Here is a 16,217-nt window from a genome sequence, read left to right on the forward strand (position 1 = left end):
CGGCGCCACTATTACCCCTGATTGTCGGCCAGTTTCGACTTAGCACTGGACTGTCCGCCCGGTTCACGCATCACTGACCTTGAGGCCGACAAAGATCGGGCTTTTCGCAGTAGCAGGCCATTTGCCTTGCAACACACTGCCGAGGAAAGACACATGCTCCTACCCGAACTGCAAAAGCTCGATGATCTCGACCGCTGCGCCCTGCGCGTGGCCTGGCGGGAGATTACAACGCGATCCGCCTCACCCCGCATGAGCCAGGCCTTCATGCGCCGGGTTCTGGCTTTCGAGATCCAGGCGCAGACCCGGGGCGGGTGTTCAAAGGCCCTGACCAGAGAGCTGCACAAATCGCCGGATGCCGCGACGACGGCCGCAAAGGCCCTGGCCGGCCTCAAGCCGGGCACGCGTCTGTTGCGCGAATGGAACGGCACCACCCATGTTGTGGATGTGTCCGAAGACGGGTTTTTCTGGAAGGGCCGGACCTATCGCTCGCTGTCGGTGATTGCCCGCACCATCACCGGCGCCCACTGGTCCGGGCCACGCTTTTTCGGGATACCCAAAGGAGCGGGCACATGAGCAAAGCCCCAAAGATCCGGTGCGCCATCTACACCCGCAAATCCTCGGATGACGGGCTGGAGCAAGACTTCAATTCGCTGGACGCGCAGCATGAGGCCTGTGTCGCCTATATCGCCAGCCAGAAGCATGAAGGCTGGAAGCAGCTCAACACCCGGTATGATGATGGCGGCAAGTCCGGCGGCACCCTGGAGCGCCCGGCCCTGCAGCAGTTGCTGAGTGATATCGGGACGGGCCGCATCGACATGGTGGTGGTCTACAAGATCGATCGCCTCACACGATCCCTGGCCGATTTTGCAAAACTGGTGGACCAGCTGGACGCCGCCGGGTGTTCCTTTGTCTCCGTCACCCAGGCCTTCAACACCTCATCCTCCATGGGGCGGCTCACCTTGAATGTGCTGTTGTCCTTTGCCCAGTTCGAACGGGAAGTGACCGCGGAACGTATTCGCGACAAGATTGCCGCCTCCAAGAAGAAAGGTCTCTGGATGGGGGGTGTGCCACCGCTGGGCTATGACCCGCATCCCGACAGGACCCGCCGGGAACTGGTCCTGAATGAAGGCGAGGCGGTCACGGTGCGACGGCTGTTTGCCCTCTATCAGGAACTGGGTTGCCTCAACGCGGTGACGCGACAGGCGGACGTTGAAGGCCTGCGCTCCAAACACCACGTCTTCGCAACCGGTCGGGAACAGGGCAACCGCCCCTTCAGTCGCGGCCAGATCTATCACGTTCTGCGCAATCCGACCTATCTTGGGCGCATACGGCACAAGGACAGATCGTTCCCCGGCCTGCATGCTGCCACCATCGACCAGGCCCTTTGGGACCGGGTGCAGGCAAAGCTGGAAGCCACGGCGATGCGCAAGCGCGGGAGCAAAACAGCCAATGGCCCCCACCCCCATGCCCTGAATGCCGAAGCGCCGCTGCTCGGCAAGCTCCGCGACGAGACCGGCGACATCCTGACACCGTCGCACACGAAGAAAGGCAATCGTCGTCATCGCTACTATGTCTCAAACCGACTGGTCTCGGGAAACCCCACCGTCCAAATCAGCCAACTGAGACAACCACGCAAATGCCCGCGAAAATCAGCAGAAATCCCGTCTCAGCACGACTCAAATCCCGCAAAATCGCGGGGAAATCGGACACAATTTTGAGAAATTATCACATAATTACAATGAGTTATGTGGGTGGCGGAGGGCGTGGGAAACTTTATCTCCGCCCCAAAATCGCACCTAAGTCGTTGATATTAATCACGTATGGAGCATTCTGCGTGGTGTACTTTCGTGTGGTTGGGCTGGTCAATGTATCTCATGGCCTTCCGGTCCTTCATGCAAACGCCCTCACGGCGTCCCGCGTGGTGTAAAGTACACTACGCAGCAGGTTGACCACATCGGAATTTCCATTTAATAACAAGGGCTTATAGAAATTGGCGGAGGGCGTGTCCGCAATACTTATGCCTTAAGTACTTGATAAATATAATAATAACTTATTGCATATCGATTAATACCACATAAAATACCACGCTGAAGTTGAGAATAGTCGGTTCAGGCACGCCAGTCGCACCCACGCTTTGCAGCCAGCCGATATCCAGCACCTATCCCATTTCACAGCCAAAGCCAAAGCCAAAAGGGATCACCTCTATGAGGCGGCATTCTTTTGTGACTTACTTTTACGACGACCAATGAAGCCAAGACCGCCTATGCCAAATGGCAGTAGCGGCAGGGCAACGGCAACGCTAGCGAGTGTACTTGGCCTTGGCGCCGCACCTGGGCGCGTCGAGTAGCCTTTGAGTGGGGTTCATGGGGTGGTAGCAACGTTCGCCAAATTCAGTGGCCGGACATACGGTGGGGTATTCCAGTGCACTGCCCCCAACCCAGGAAACTCGTGCGCGACAAACGCCGCTGCCACAATTTAAAGTAGTAGTGGCCTTTTGATATGCAAGGTGGAATTGGTGCGACCTTTTCCCATATCCAAAAACTGCAACAAAACTTAGAGATTGGGTGAGTCGCCACCTGCGTCAAAGAAATCGGGCTTGCGGATACTCTCGCTTCGGAATCATGCGCCCAAACAACCCGACACCGGCATTAGTTTCCTGCGCCATGCGTAACGCCAGCACCCGCATACTAGGCTCTGGATTTACAAGACCGAAAATTGATGAATTCGGAAAAGCGGACCTTGGTGCGCTCCGCGGCGAATGACTGCCTTGAGCCCTTAGTGGCTATTCAATGTGTTGGCAGCGAAGGGTTTCGGGCGGCCCAAGGCGAGCACACTGCTGTATGGCATTTTATAGGACACAACATCGCCCCAATTTCACGGTAGTGCCCAGTGGACGCAAATGGCATTTGGCTTTGGCGCCGTTACAGACTGTTCATCGAGCACCCTGCAATTGTGCAAGATTTTTGTTGGCAGAGACCCCGAAATGAGCTGAAGTGTAAGCGGTAAAATATTGTTTATGCGAGGGTGCGCCGTGGCCTCATTTTCAACCACCGAAGCGTCACCCGCCCAGGAGATTCTAGTGACGGGCGGCACCGGTCTGATCGGGCACTTTCTCGTGGAAAAACTCTGCGACCAAGGCCACAACGTTACCGTGCTTGCCCGTTCGAGCAGTACATCGGAAGCTGTCCGCGCCTTTGGCGCCAACATTGTTGAAGGCGATGTACGCGATGCCGACAGCCTACGCGGAGCGGTAACAGGCTTTGATACCGTTTATCATCTGGCAGTGCAGCGCCATGGCCAAACGGCAAAGGGTCATGCCATTCACCGTGCGGGAGACCGTCGGACAACAGTAGATGGTCCGATAAATGTGCTAGAAGCCGCAGCAGCGGGTGGCGCCCGCCGGTTTCTGCATGTGAGCAGCGCCGGGGTCCTTGGCCGAAAATCGCAGTCGGGGAATGAATTAACGGCACCCGACCCCGACCGCCCCTACCGGGTATTGCGGCTGGAAGCCGAGCATAAACTGGCAAAACGCGCAAAAGCGCTGCAACTGCCAACGGTGATCGCTCGCTCGACACACGTCTACGGTCCCCGCGATCGGAATTGGTTGCCCGTCTTTCAGCTGATCGCCTCGAATAATCTCACGATCATCGGCGACGGAAAGAAAACGGAGCATGTTAGTTTCGTCGAAGATATCGCGAACGGCCTGATTGCGGCCATGGAACACGCTGATCTAAGCGTTCCAATTTTCATGGTCGGCAGCCCGGCGGTTCCGTTCTGGGAGTTTCTGAACACGATCGCCGAGAAAACCGGCGGCTCGGTCCGGCGTCGGTCATGGCTTGGGCCGGTTTTACGGCCTGTGGCAAAGGCCTACGATGTTTTAAACCGGCCCGCAGACAAGTGGACCCGGTTAGGGCAGAAGTTTGATTTCCATATCAACGGAACCTCATATGACTTGGGCAAATCACGCGACATGCTGAATACACCGCCTCCTGTACCCTTGGAAGAGGCCGTTGCGCGGACAGCAGCCTGGTATCGCAACGAAGGCCTGCTATGAGAGATACGGCGGACGGCTTATCTGTGACCGTGATCGTGCCTGCACACAATGCGGAGCACTACCTTGCCCTGTCGCTGGAGGGTCTTTTGGCATCGGGCTTTGGTCCGGATGACGTGATCGTCTTCGACGACGCCTCTAAAGATGCCACGCGAGCAGTCGCGCGGTCATTTGGGGTTAGGCTTCAATTTTCTGATCAGAACCTCGGCGCGGCAGGCGCCCGCAATGCCGCGGCTCGGCTGGCGTCGGGCGATATTCTGCTATTTGTCGATGCGGATGTCGTGGTGCACGCGGATGTGCAACACCATATTCGTCGCGCCTTCGAAGATGCCAATACGGACGCCGTTGTGGGAGCGTACGACGATGCCCCCGCCCGCTCGGAGACCTTTAGCCGGTTGCGAAATTTGTTGCATCATCATGTGCATCAGGCGGCGGGCCCCTTGCCGTCTTTCTGGACCGGGCTGGGCGCAGTGAGACGTTCTGTTTTTGAAAAGCTTGGCGGATTCGATCCGGAACAGAAGATGATGGAGGACATTGAGTTCGGCATACGGCTTTATCACGCCGGGCACACAACTATTCTCGAGCCGCGTATGGAAGGCCAGCACCTAAAATATTGGAGCCTGTGGGACATAATACGAACGGACACGCTACACCGTGCCGTGCCATGGACCAAGCTTTTGAGGTCGCCTGCAGGGCGCGACCTTCCAGACACGCTAAATGTCTCGCGGAAAGGAAAATTCTCTGTTCTCGCGGCAGGGCTATCCCTTTTATCAGTCGGTTTGCTGCCTTTTGCGCTTGCATTCGCCCTTGTTGGTTTTGGCTTCGGACTGGTGGTTATTGCGATCGCCAACAAGAGCTTCTTGCGCTTTGTCGCAAACCATGACGGGCTGCTCACGCTTCCGGCTGCACTGTTTCTGCTGTGGGTACATTTCTCCTGCGCTGGCTTAGGGTATGCCGCGGTCAGGCTGGGGATCCTTTAGGTCCGCCGAAAGGCTAGAGCGGCGTCCATTTAATCTGCAACATATCCGGCAGCCTTGAAGAGGTTTCGGCACTCGTCTGGTGGGAAGAGTTCACAGGTCTGTGCAACAGATTGGAATAGAGTGTCGAAGGTTCGCGCCTTGAGCCGTCGCAAGTGCGCCTTGAGCTCGGAGTAGGCCATTTCAATCGGGTTCAGGTCTGGGCTGTAAGGCGGCAGAAAGAGCATCCAGCTGCCCTGCGCCTTCAACAGGCTCTGCGCGCGAGCGGATTTGTGGGATGATAGATTATCGGCGATCACCACGTCGCCCGGCTGCAGTGTCGGGGCCAATTGGGTCTCGATATAAGCGTCAAACGCGGCGCGGTTCATAGGGCCATCCAGCACCCAGGGTGCGCTGAGTTCGTCTATGCGCAAGCCTGCAATAAATGTCTGGGTGCGCCAGTGGCCGAAGGGCGCATCAGCTTCCAGCCGGGTTCCGCGCAGTGATCGCCCCCGCAGGCGAGTCATCTTTGTGGTAACGGCGGTTTCGTCGATAAAGACCAGCCTATGCGGCTCAAGGCGCATCCTCGGCACGCGCTGACGCTGCCACTCGTATCGCGCGGCCCGGACCCGTTTGCGCAGCCGCTCCGTCGCGATCAGGGATTTTTTTATATGTGAACCCAAGTCGGTGGATCAGGTGACGCGAGAGCATGGCAGGTGTCGCCGTAAGATCATGGTCCGTTTTCAGCGCCTCTACCAGCTCCGGCATGGTGACGTCCGCTTCTGCATCGACGCGTTCCCGAACATCAAGTGATAGTGATTTGCCCATGATCCACCTCCAAAAATGGTGAATCACAAAACCAACCTCGTGGGAATCCCATCAACTCAGATTTCAGGGACGGCGCTCTAACCCGCGACGTTCTGTTTGTCCACAGGCTTCGGTACGTCCATCTGCTCGTGGTATGAGCGATCAACGTTGACGTCCCAGATGTCGTATTCTGATCCGCACAGATTGCGCACAGCATACATGGCTGACAACATGGAGTGGTCCTGGTTGTTATAGCGGTGTTGACCGTTGCGCCCGACACACTGAAAATTCTCCAGCTGGCGCAGCCACCCTGCAACAATGTCGAGCGCGACCTTACTCTCTTCATCATAGACCGGGTAGGCCTTGGGCTGACGGATCACATAACCACCTACGACCGATGACGCTTTGGACAAGTTGATACGCTCGAGCTCGCGCCCTGCAAATTCGATCAACTCTGCGTCGGCCATCTGCCACAGGTCATCGCTCTCGTAGCAAAAATACTCCATGCCAATGGATGCCTTGTCGTCGTTGGGTAGCATGTCCGCGGACCACGCCCGGAAATTTTGAATGCGGCCCACTCGTACATCGGGGCTGTGCACGTAGATCCAGTTGTCCGGGAACGGGTCCGCATTGTCGAGAACAAGCGTTACAATCATGAAGTCGCGGTACTTGAGGCTGTGTGCCGCTTCAAGAACCTCTGGCGGAGCAGGGGGGTCAAACATCTCGACGACGTCTTTCAGAGCAATGGAATTGATGAACGAATCAGCCGATATCATTTCGGAGACGATCGATTCTTCTTCCAACCATTTTTGAATTTCAACCCCGGTCACCCGCATTCCGTTGCGCATGATCCGGTTGACGGGTGCGTTTAGATCAAGACGCGCGCCACCTGCGGCCAAGATCTCCGCCGTGCGTTCCCACATCATCCCGGGTCCAAGCCTTGGGTACTGAAACTCTTCAATCAGAGATGCTGTATCATTCGCGCCCGAGAGCGCGTTCCATACCGCCTTGGCCAGCGTCAGGCTCTTTATTCGCTGCGCGGCCCAATCAGACCGGATTGTGTTTGCCGGGATGCCCCAAACCTTTTCAGTGTAGCTTTTGAAGAAGTGCATGTAGAGCCTGCCGCCGAACCTGTTCATCACCCATTCCTCGAAGGTGTCTTCGGTCTCGTGTGGACGGACTTGCCACTTGATGTAACTCAGGAGAATACGGAACGATTCGTAGGCGCCGATCTTTGTCAGCGCATCAAAGAGCTTGAGCGGATAATCGAAGAACTGCCCGCGGTAAAAAATCCGGCTACGCCGCTCAACCGTGATGAAATCGCCACCCAGCACCTCATGCCACATGTCCTCGACTTCGCTCAACTTCGTGAAAAACCGGTGCCCACCGATGTCGAAACGATACCCGTCATGGCATTCGGTGCGCGCGATACCTCCGTACATGGCAGACGCTTCCAGAACAACCAAATCCGCGTTCGGTCGTTGTTTCTGCAACTCGTAGGCCGCCGTCAAACCGGCCGGGCCGCCCCCGAGAACAGCGATGGATTGGAATCCATCCGCACTTGGAAAAGACACGATTGTTTCTGAATTGTTCATAAAAACCAACCCACTCATTAATTTCCGTTAATCACCAAGACACTTTACTATTTCAGAACTCAAACAAAAAGTAACGAATATGCTCTATTTTGCGTGATGCATGTTAATTATTAGCACCTATATAGAAATCACGTGTTATCTTTTTGCTGACTGTCGCTCATTAAGCAGTAATGTGTTTACCACTGAGTTCTAGGTGTCTGACGAGAACGATTCGATATTATGAAGGTTCTTTTGGTTAATGATCACGGCCGTGCATATGGCGGGGCGGAGTTACAAGTCCTGGCCCTGCGTGATGCGTTGCGCAACAAGGGGTGCGCCGTCCGGTTGCTGTCTTCCAATGCAGAGTTGTTGCCCGGGTTTCCGTTGGTTTCTGACAGGAGCTGTGCGGGTCGCACCGATCTTGCGCAAGTCGCCTTGCAAAGTGCCAACCCGTGGGCTTGGGCTGCCATGCGCAAGGAGCTGCAGTCAACGCCGCCCGATGTCGTCCACCTAAGATCCTTTCTGTGGCAGCTTTCGCCGCTAATCTTGCCGCTTTTACGCAACGTGCCAGTGGTACTTCAGGTTCCCACCTATAAAGAGATTTGCCCGAACGGGTTAAAAATCAGGCCTGACGGCGCGCCTTGTACCGTGGTGCAGGGAACAGTCTGTCGACGAAGCGGTTGTATTTCCACAAAAACGCATATGTCCGCTATGCTTCAGCAGAAGCTTCTGATGCGATGGCAGTCAGCCATTGACGTGACCATCGTGCTCAGCCTCCAGGCCAAGCAGCTCTTCGCTGAAAGCGGCTGGCCTGACGTTGAAGTTCTGCACAATCCTGCGGATGAACGCGGCCCTCAGTCCAATCCCGCGCAACAGCCGACCGTTTCATATGCGGGACGGCTTTCTCGAGAAAAAGGTGTTGGGTTCCTAATTGACGTCTTCGCGCGGATCTCCCGCGAATTGCCCGAAGCCCGACTGCAGATTTTTGGCACAGGCCCGGAGGAAAAGGCGCTGCGAGAAAGAGCGGCGCAGACAGCCGGGCGTATCAGCTTCATGGGACATCTGTCGGCGGATGAACTGGACGTTGCACTAGCACCCGCTTGGGTACAGGTTGTCCCATCTCTGTGGCACGAACCCTTCGGGAATGTCTCCTTGGAGGCGATGATGCGTGGAACCGCCGTACTCGGGTCAGATACCGGTGCATTGCCTGAAGTTATTCGTCACGAGGAAACTGGTTTGATCGCGCCACCCGGCGACGCGGATGCATGGTACGCCGCTTTGATGCACCTGCTGTCGGACGCAAAACTATGCCGCGCTTTGGGGGCCAACGGTCGGCGCCGCGCGCAAACACATTTCTCACGCGCGTCCCATACTGATCGTATTATGGATTTCTACAAACTGGCTCGCGAGCAACACCGCGATGCTGTGGAGAAAAATCAAAGGTTCAGCAACCGAAAACTTGCAGGGGGGTAGCAATGCGCGTCGGACTTGTTGGATGTGGCCGTGTTGCCCAGACGCATCATGCACCGGTGCTGGCCCGGCATGAAAGAATGACCGTGACGGCGGTGATCGATCCCGACCCAGATGCTCGAGCAGCTGTGGGCCGGCACCATCCTGGTGCGGTTCAAATAGCGGACCTGGACCGTGCCCTTCAGATCGCACCGATGGATGCCCTGGTGATCTGCACGCCTCCTCGGTTCCACGCCAGTGTCGGACTGCGCGCTTTGGAACATGGGCTTCACGTGTACATCGAAAAACCGGTTGCCGTGCATTTGGCCGAGGCCCATCAGCTGCAAGACGCGCTGCGCGAAAGCGATCGTGTCGCCATGGTCGGGCACAATTTTCGCTTGCATCCAAGCATCAGAGAGGCGCGTCGCATCGTCAAAAGTGGTGGCATAGGTCCCGTGACAGGCATCCGCGGCATTTTCTGTTCAGAAGCGCGCCACCTGCAGAGCTGGAAGACGCAGACGGATGCAGGCGGAGACGCAATCATGGATCTGGGCATACATCACCTCGATCTCATCCCTTTCGTGACTGGGCTCGACATAGATATTGAATCGGTCTCTGCGCGGCTACAGCAATCGGACGTAGGCAGTGCTGCATCGCTGGGCTTTCTGCTGGAAGCCGGACAACCGGCGTCTCTGATGGTCAGCCAGATTTCAGGCCAGAACCGCAACGAGATCGAGGTGCTTGGCGAAACTGCGCATCTGAAGGTCGATCTGGTCAATGGCAGGCATGTGGAAGTCTCGGCCCCAAGCCACAGAATGCATCTCGTGCAAAGAGCGGCGGAGCGTGCGACTGCGGTTCTGCGCGCCGCAGATGTGCGCCGCATGCACGAGCCGTCTTTTGCGGCCTCGCTCGATCACTTCTATAAAACCATTTCGAATTCGCCTAACCAACGCGAGAACCTTATCCCGGTCGAAGCCGGTGTGCGCGCACTAGAAATTGCGATTCATGCTGCAAAGAGCACCGCCGAAAGTGACAATGCCAATCTGGAGGAATGACATTCCATGGCCGACGCCATTCTAACCATCGCCCTGTCCACCTGCTACAGCGTAGAGACAATATCTCGCACACTGGCCTCCATTGCGGCTCAGACCATTGCCGACCGGATCACTCTGCTCCTTGCGGTCAATCCTGGCACCGATGTCGCGTCCGTTCGGCCTTACCTTGATGCTGTCGACGATTACAGGGTCCATGACACGGTCAAGATTGACACAGTCGACAGATCCAGCGCCTGCCTCGCATTTAAGGCGAGCACACCTTATGTCGCGTGTGTGGAGGATCATGTCTTTCTGGATCCGGAATGGGCCGAGAAGATTGTTGACACCTTCGAAAAGACCGACGCCGATGTCGTTGGAACCGGTGTCTTTAACGCGAACCCCGACAGTCTGTTGAGCTGGGCCAATTTTTCACTGGCCTATTCATATTGGAGCGTCTCAGTACCATCAGGGCCTAGCAACTGGGTCAGTCACCATAATGGGTCTTTCCGGAAATCTTTGCTGGAGAAGTTCGATGCAAAGACCGCCGTCGATGGGTTCAACCGCGAAGGGCAGATCATCCGGGATATTATCGACAGCGGCGGCAAGCTTTATTTCACGAACGAAGCACGTCTGCGTCATATCAATCCTTCAAACTGGCGCTCGACCTTTACCCATCGCACAGATGTCGGACGCCTCTATGCAGCCAACCGTGCACGAGAGGGAAACTGGGGGCTGGGCAAGCGCGCGCTTTATGTGGCCTTGAGCCCAGCCATTCCCTTTTTGCGGTACGCAAGGGAACGCAGTAGCATATTCGCCGTTTTCCCAGAAATTCGCGAAGTCACCCATTTCCCTGCAGTGATGATTGGGCTGATCTTCGACGCCATCGGGCAGGTGCAAGGATATCTGGTCGGCGAAGGAGACGTGCGTCAACGACTAACGGTGTTCGAGATGGACCGCCCTCAACACCTCAACGCGCGCGACCGCAAGGCGCTTTACGCGATGCCCGAGGCAATGGGGTGACCGCTGCCACGTTCTTGCAACGCTCGCCCGATTCTGCACGCCAGCTTTATTGGGCAGCCTACTATCGTGGGGCCATCGTTCGTCAGTTGGTGCAAGACAGTCGCCGCGCAAAACACCTCCTGCACGAGGCACCGCCGGATTTATTACATCTGAAGGCCTGGTGCAGTTTCCTCGCTTCGGCACGCAGCGGTCACAGTCTTCTTGGTGCTATCATAGACGCGCGTCCAGATGCGGCCACTGGCAGCGAATATGGCATTATGGACCATATCATCTGGAATTTTTCAAAAAACAAAATTGCGGCGATACTCTTGGAGCACTGTGGGAGCCTCCCCTTTCAACACCGGTCGCCTGACAGGTCGCACCCGGAACGGGGGCTACAAATACACGGTTGAAGGCCAATGGCAGGGGCGGCATCGATATCTGAGGGTTCTTGGCGACAAGAATGGCAGCGCGGACACCAAGCGGCTTCTTCGGCGGCCATGGCTTGCCGATCATATCGAAGACACTTTGCAGGTCCCGGTGCGCATCGTCCACGTCTACCGCAACCCTTTCGATGTGGTTTCGTCCGTCGTGCGGCGCGCCAGGGAGAGCGGGCGCGGGCCAACCGACATCAGCGCAGCGATCGGGCTCGTGGAAAACTCGATGCATGCTCAGCAGGTGGTTATCGACCGCCTCGGTGCGCAGCGTGTGCATTCCGTTGCGCATGAAGCGCACTTACATGACCCGCAGCGGGAAATTGCGGCGATTATTCGGTTTCTAGGACTTGCGCCGGAGTCAGACTATGTCGCTGCTTGCGCGGCTCTCTGCTTTGAGAAACCGAAACGCAGTTTCAGTGCGTCAGAGTGGTCTCGGGCGGACGTCGCACGAGTCCGCCAATTGATCGACAGCGTGGCATTCCTGAACCGCTACGCGCAACACTGCCCCTTGGACTGAGCCGGATCATTCCTTCAAGACTGCCCGCGCAACGCGCGCAACGCGGCGCCTGGCAACACGCGCGCATGACTGTCGGCTACGAGCAGAACAGGTATTGCGGCCAGCACCAAAACGCCCGCGGCAAGGCTCGAAAGATGGCCAGCTGCAGCGAGAAATAGCACCGCAGTTGCCATGCATGTGATAGACCCCGACACGATGTCGAGCGCCCAAAACCCCAGCTTTGCCCGCGAGAAGACGACCGTGCTACTGATCACCGCCAATTGCGCAACCGCAAAAGCGGCGGCTGCCCCGGACGCGCCGTGCCATTGGATGAGCGGCACTGCTGTGGCGAAGAAAACGCCAAGCGCGGCAAGCCGGATCATGGTGGACGCGACAATTTCTTCGGACATGGAAAGCATTGAAATCAGCAGTCCCGCGCCCGACGCCAGCACATAACCTGCCATCAAAACGAGCAGTGGCGCAAAAGACGCCTCAAATCCACCGAAGAGGCCCAGTAGCATTGGCCCCACGAGCGTCAGGCATCCTGCGACCGTCAACGTCAACAATAGTGCTGCGGCACGGGCACGGTGAAGCTCTAGCTGCGATTGCGTTGCATCTCCCCGTACGATGTGACCTCTGGCACGCGGCGCGAACGACGGTTGCATCGCCTCGGACCCCAACGCGCAGAACACAGCCAACCGCGCCGCCACCGCATAGATCGCCGTGGTCTCTGCATCGGAAAACATGCCAACCAGAATGATGTCGAAAATCCTCAGGCCATAAGTCGCCAGTTTTCCTAGAACATTGAAGAGCGGACGCGTTTTCGTGGGGTTTTCTGTTGAGCAGAGATCCGCATGAGCTTGCCCGCGCGCCACAAGGCCCAAAGCCAAAAGCGGGGTAAAGCTCGACAAGACCACCACTGCGGCGATGGCTTTCGATCCCGCCCCAAGGAGAAAGATGCAAGCGAATAGAATGGCACGGGACACGTCCGTTAAACCGTACATAAGGCTCGATAGGGCGGCCCGGTGATTTGCCCGAAACCAGGCGATGAAGATGGTCGACGCCGACATCGGCACCAGCGCGAAAGCAAGCGCGGGCACCCAAAATGCAGCCGTTTCAATGGCACCTGCAGCGACGAGCGCATCAGCCGCAACCCACAAACCAATGCCAGTTCCGAAAGCCGCAAGACTTGCGATCAATGCCAAACGCAGGGCAAGCCGCACCTCTAGTAGGACACCCTGTTGCGGCGGATACTGAGCCACGTTGAGCAAAATGTATCTGTCGCTGCCCCAGATCGTGATGAAACTAAGTAGTTGCAGCAGGCTGAAGGCGAACGCGTAGCCGCCGACGTCCTCCTTGGTCAGGATCCGAGTAAGGAGAAACAACGAAACAAAGCCTGCACCTGCACCGAGAGCCGAGGACAAACCAACGGCCGCCGCCCCGGCGAGATATGTTTTGTTGGCCGCTGTCACTTTCCGCCGTCCAGCAACTCGGTGTATGCGGCCGTGAGCGGCCCAACCATACGCCTCCAGTCAAGCTCCTGCACACGGTTCCAAGCGTCCGAAGCAAGATCATGCCGCAGGTCATCGTTGCGCAGAATGTCACTCAGCGCCTGAGCAAAGTCCTCTGTTTCGTCTGCCGTAAGCCAAGGACGTCCAGGGCCGGGCTCAAGACCTGCAGCGCCGGGCGTGGTAGCAACAATGGGTTTTTCACAAGCCATCGCTTCGGCCATCCGCAGACGCGTGCCGCTGCTGACAAGAACCGGAACCGCGACCACGGTGGCCCGCGCAAAGTAACCGACCATATCATGAGGGTTGCGCACCGCTTCAATCTCCGGCACTTCGGCAAGCCGAGACCGGCCCTGCTCCGTCAGACGCCCCGCCACAATTACTTTGAACGCAGTGCCTGCAAGCTTTTCGCGTAGACGCGGCAGGACCTCTTTCACAAACCACTCCAGACCCATCGCGTTCGGGCGCCAGTCGAATTTGCCTGGGACGAGTATCGTGTAGGGCTCCGGTTCTCGCCTGCGCGCTTCCGCGTACAACTCCAGATCAATAGCGCTCGGCATCACATGGCCATTTGGCAGGGGCTGATCGGCAAGTTCTTCAAGATCTTCAAGGTCGCTCTGGGAGGGTAGCAGGAGCATTTGACTGCCCATGACCGTACTTCGTTCCGTGGCACGCAAGCGTGGGACTTCGCGCTTGAGCACCATGCGCATCGCGCCTGATGACTTGTCGAGGGCTCGTGCCAGCAGCTTCCATTCGCAGTTGTGTGCATCATAAACCACTGGTGTTTTCGTGTGGCCGACCAGTGTCGCCGCTGAACTGAGTTCCGACGCGTGCACGGCGGCGTATTCGCCGCTGTTGGCGGCACCGCGCATGGCCTGCCGCAGCTTTCCGTTGGTCTTTGATGTCAGCCAAAGCGGATCGCGGCTTTTCAAGCTTTCGAAACAGGCAAAGACCCAGCGTTCGAGTGACAACAAAGCCGTCTCATCCCCGTAGTGGCGTGTGGGTAAAATGATCCGGTCACACAACCTGTCGATGCGCGCGTTGCTTTCCCCAACGGTCAGCAAATCCACTTCGAACTCGGCACAGAGAGCCTGCAGCATATTGTAGTCTCTGATACGAGCGCCTCCATGCAGCGGCCATGGCATCGCGCGCGACACAAAAAGTAAGCGCGGACGGGACATCAATTCACTCCTAAGGCAAGGGGTCTGGAACTTGAGGCCCGATGCAGGTACATGGACGCAGGGACGTAATCTATTTCGGAGGTCGCTCTCATCAGATTTTCAACGCCTCAATTGTTGACGTGGCCAAAATTTGCCGCGGCCGTCCTTTTGGCAGTTTTGCTGTGTTGGCCGATTTGGCTTTTCGACGCTGTTTTTGTATTCGCTGACACAGCTTCATATTTTCGGGGTGGCGGCTCCATATGGCAAACATTTTTTGATCTCTTTGGCAAGCCCGCAACAGCAACCAGTGGTGGGAGCATGGCCGCGCCGTCTGAGGCTGCAACCACTCTGGTCGCAGATGCTGAAAACAAATCGACCGTCGGGCGGTCTTTCACCTATTCAGCTGGGGTCTATGCGCTGCACGCCATAGGCGGCTACGGGCTGGTGTCGTTTACTCAGGGTCTTTTTGTCTCGCTTTTCATTTTCGCTCTGATCGATGACGCGTTGCTTCGACGACCACTTGTTCTTTTCCTTGGGCTGATCGCCCTTGCAACTGCCACGACGCTCCCGTGGTTCGTCGTTTACCTGATGCCCGACATTTTCGCAGCCGTGCCAATTCTGTTCGGGATCCTGCTCATTGGCCCCCTTTCCGCAACGACTGGCTGGCAACGTTGGTTTTTTGCGGCGCTCTCGGCATTGGCCGTGAGCTTTCATTATGGCTATCCGCCTCTCATGGCCGGGGTAACGGCAGTTGCACTACTCTGTCTGATGGTCAGAGGGTCGCTTACGCCCGCGCTGGGTTTCGCCGCATTGCTGCCGGTCGTCTTTGCGCCACTTCTGAACCTTGCCGCAAGCAGTGCTGTTCTTGACAACCCGAGCGCGACCCCACTCAGGCTTCCGATCCTTCTCGCGCGCTCCTTGGAGGACGGGCCGGCCTTATGGTACCTCACCGAGGCCTGTCCGGAAGCCAATCTCGCCTTCTGCGATGCCTTCGGCGACGATATCCCGGCGTATGTGGGCAGTTTCCTTTGGGACGAGGACGGGATCAGCAAGCTTTCGCGAGAGCAAATGGCACAAATTCGAGAAGAAGAGTTCACCATCCTGTGGCGCGCCTTCAGGGCCTATCCGATCGCGCAAACTACGTCGCTGCTTGGAAACGCTGCAAAGCAGAGCGTCAAGATCGGAACCGGAAATATCTCCGGGAGGCTTGCGACCGAGGAGTTTGGAATCGAAAGGTTGCCGCCAGATGCGCCGGCTTTGCGTGCCTTGCAACGATACGATACTCTGGTCATGTGGACGTCGGCCATAAGTGCAGCAATCTGCCTCGGCTGTCTTTGTTTCCCGCGTGTACGCCGCAGGCATGGCGGCACGCTTCTGATCGTCCTATCCGGACTGCTGGCGAATGCGGTTATCTTTGGGGGGCTGAGCGCTCCGGTGGAGCGTTATCAATCACGTGTCATCTGGCTGCTGTCGCTTATGGCGGTTTTGATGGTGCCCTCGCTGTTTTCTCGGGGAGGTCCTCGGTGACAGCACCCAAGGCATGCGAGGAAGGCGTATAACCCGTACATGCGGCCTGCAAGACGCTTTGGCTGGGCTGGCGTTCAGGTGATATTCAGCGCGTGTCGTCGGATGCCCACGAATCAGCTTAAGACTTCAAGTTGTCCCGCAAACCGAACCGATACAAGTTTGAACCGGAGATCAAATCGCGCCGGGCTGAGGGCCATTTGTGGCCATAAACTTTTGGTG

Annotated in this window: 12 protein-coding genes and 1 pseudogene; 9 read left to right on the forward strand and 4 right to left on the reverse strand. The window is 57.0% G+C overall.

Annotated elements, in window-relative coordinates:
- Positions 1-153 precede the first annotated feature (153 nt).
- The 4 genes from OLX72_RS20390 (at position 154) to OLX72_RS20405 (ending at position 5,031) form a co-directional block, all read left to right on the forward strand.
- Entirely contained in the window at positions 154-573 is a 420-nt protein-coding gene (locus OLX72_RS20390; protein ID WP_433989469.1) for a DUF2924 domain-containing protein, read from the forward strand.
- The gene (locus tag OLX72_RS20395) at positions 570-1,718 is read left to right on the forward strand and encodes a recombinase family protein (protein ID WP_433989470.1); all 1,149 of its coding nucleotides are present in this window, start codon (positions 570-572) and stop codon (positions 1,716-1,718) included. The genes OLX72_RS20390 and OLX72_RS20395 overlap by 4 nt, the downstream gene beginning before the upstream one ends.
- Before the next feature lie 1,313 nt (positions 1,719-3,031).
- Positions 3,032-4,054 (forward strand): NAD-dependent epimerase/dehydratase family protein, encoded by a 1,023-nt coding sequence (locus tag OLX72_RS20400; protein ID WP_433989471.1) that lies wholly within the window; start codon positions 3,032-3,034, stop codon positions 4,052-4,054.
- A complete protein-coding gene (locus OLX72_RS20405) occupies positions 4,051-5,031 on the forward strand; it encodes a glycosyltransferase family 2 protein (RefSeq protein WP_433989472.1) in 981 nt (326 codons plus the stop codon). Before OLX72_RS20400 ends, OLX72_RS20405 begins: the two co-directional genes overlap by 4 nt.
- A 29-nt stretch (positions 5,032-5,060) precedes the next feature.
- Here the strand turns inward: OLX72_RS20405 and OLX72_RS20410 are convergent.
- Together OLX72_RS20410 and OLX72_RS20415 are read right to left on the reverse strand one after the other, a co-directional pair.
- A pseudogene (locus tag OLX72_RS20410) lies at positions 5,061-5,787 on the reverse strand (IS630 family transposase); the annotation flags it as partial.
- Positions 5,788-5,912: 125 nt separating this feature from the next.
- Entirely contained in the window at positions 5,913-7,409 is a 1,497-nt protein-coding gene (locus tag OLX72_RS20415) for an NAD(P)/FAD-dependent oxidoreductase (protein ID WP_433989473.1), read from the reverse strand.
- A gap of 219 nt (positions 7,410-7,628) precedes the next feature.
- On the opposite strand from OLX72_RS20415, the gene OLX72_RS20420 reads away from it, so the two are divergent.
- The 4 genes from OLX72_RS20420 (at position 7,629) to OLX72_RS20435 (ending at position 11,824) form a co-directional block, all read left to right on the forward strand.
- A complete protein-coding gene (locus OLX72_RS20420) occupies positions 7,629-8,861 on the forward strand; it encodes a glycosyltransferase family 4 protein (RefSeq protein ID WP_433989474.1) in 1,233 nt (410 codons plus the stop codon).
- A gap of 2 nt (positions 8,862-8,863) precedes the next feature.
- Positions 8,864-9,892, forward strand: a complete 1,029-nt coding sequence (locus tag OLX72_RS20425) for a Gfo/Idh/MocA family protein (protein WP_433989475.1) — start codon at positions 8,864-8,866, stop codon at positions 9,890-9,892.
- Positions 9,893-9,898: 6 nt separating this feature from the next.
- Positions 9,899-10,891: a glycosyltransferase gene (locus OLX72_RS20430; RefSeq protein WP_433989476.1), complete on the forward strand. Its 993-nt coding sequence runs from the start codon at positions 9,899-9,901 to the stop codon at positions 10,889-10,891.
- A gap of 249 nt (positions 10,892-11,140) precedes the next feature.
- Positions 11,141-11,824 (forward strand): sulfotransferase, encoded by a 684-nt coding sequence (locus OLX72_RS20435; RefSeq protein WP_433989477.1) that lies wholly within the window; start codon positions 11,141-11,143, stop codon positions 11,822-11,824.
- Between the two features lie 14 nt (positions 11,825-11,838).
- On the opposite strand, the gene OLX72_RS20440 is transcribed toward OLX72_RS20435, so the two are convergent.
- Together OLX72_RS20440 and OLX72_RS20445 are read right to left on the reverse strand one after the other, a co-directional pair.
- Entirely contained in the window at positions 11,839-13,275 is a 1,437-nt protein-coding gene (locus OLX72_RS20440; protein WP_433989478.1) for a lipopolysaccharide biosynthesis protein, read from the reverse strand.
- Positions 13,272-14,492: a glycosyltransferase family 4 protein gene (locus tag OLX72_RS20445; RefSeq protein WP_433989479.1), complete on the reverse strand. Its 1,221-nt coding sequence runs from the start codon at positions 14,490-14,492 to the stop codon at positions 13,272-13,274. Before OLX72_RS20445 ends, OLX72_RS20440 begins: the two co-directional genes overlap by 4 nt.
- Positions 14,493-14,639: 147 nt before the next feature.
- Here OLX72_RS20445 and OLX72_RS20450 point away from each other — a divergent pair, with 147 nt between their 5' ends.
- Positions 14,640-15,998: a hypothetical protein gene (locus OLX72_RS20450; protein ID WP_433989480.1), complete on the forward strand. Its 1,359-nt coding sequence runs from the start codon at positions 14,640-14,642 to the stop codon at positions 15,996-15,998.
- Positions 15,999-16,217: the final 219 nt, after the last annotated feature.

The organism is Sulfitobacter sp. TBRI5 (assembly GCF_051013555.1).
Classification (GTDB): Bacteria; Pseudomonadota; Alphaproteobacteria; order Rhodobacterales; family Rhodobacteraceae; genus JL08.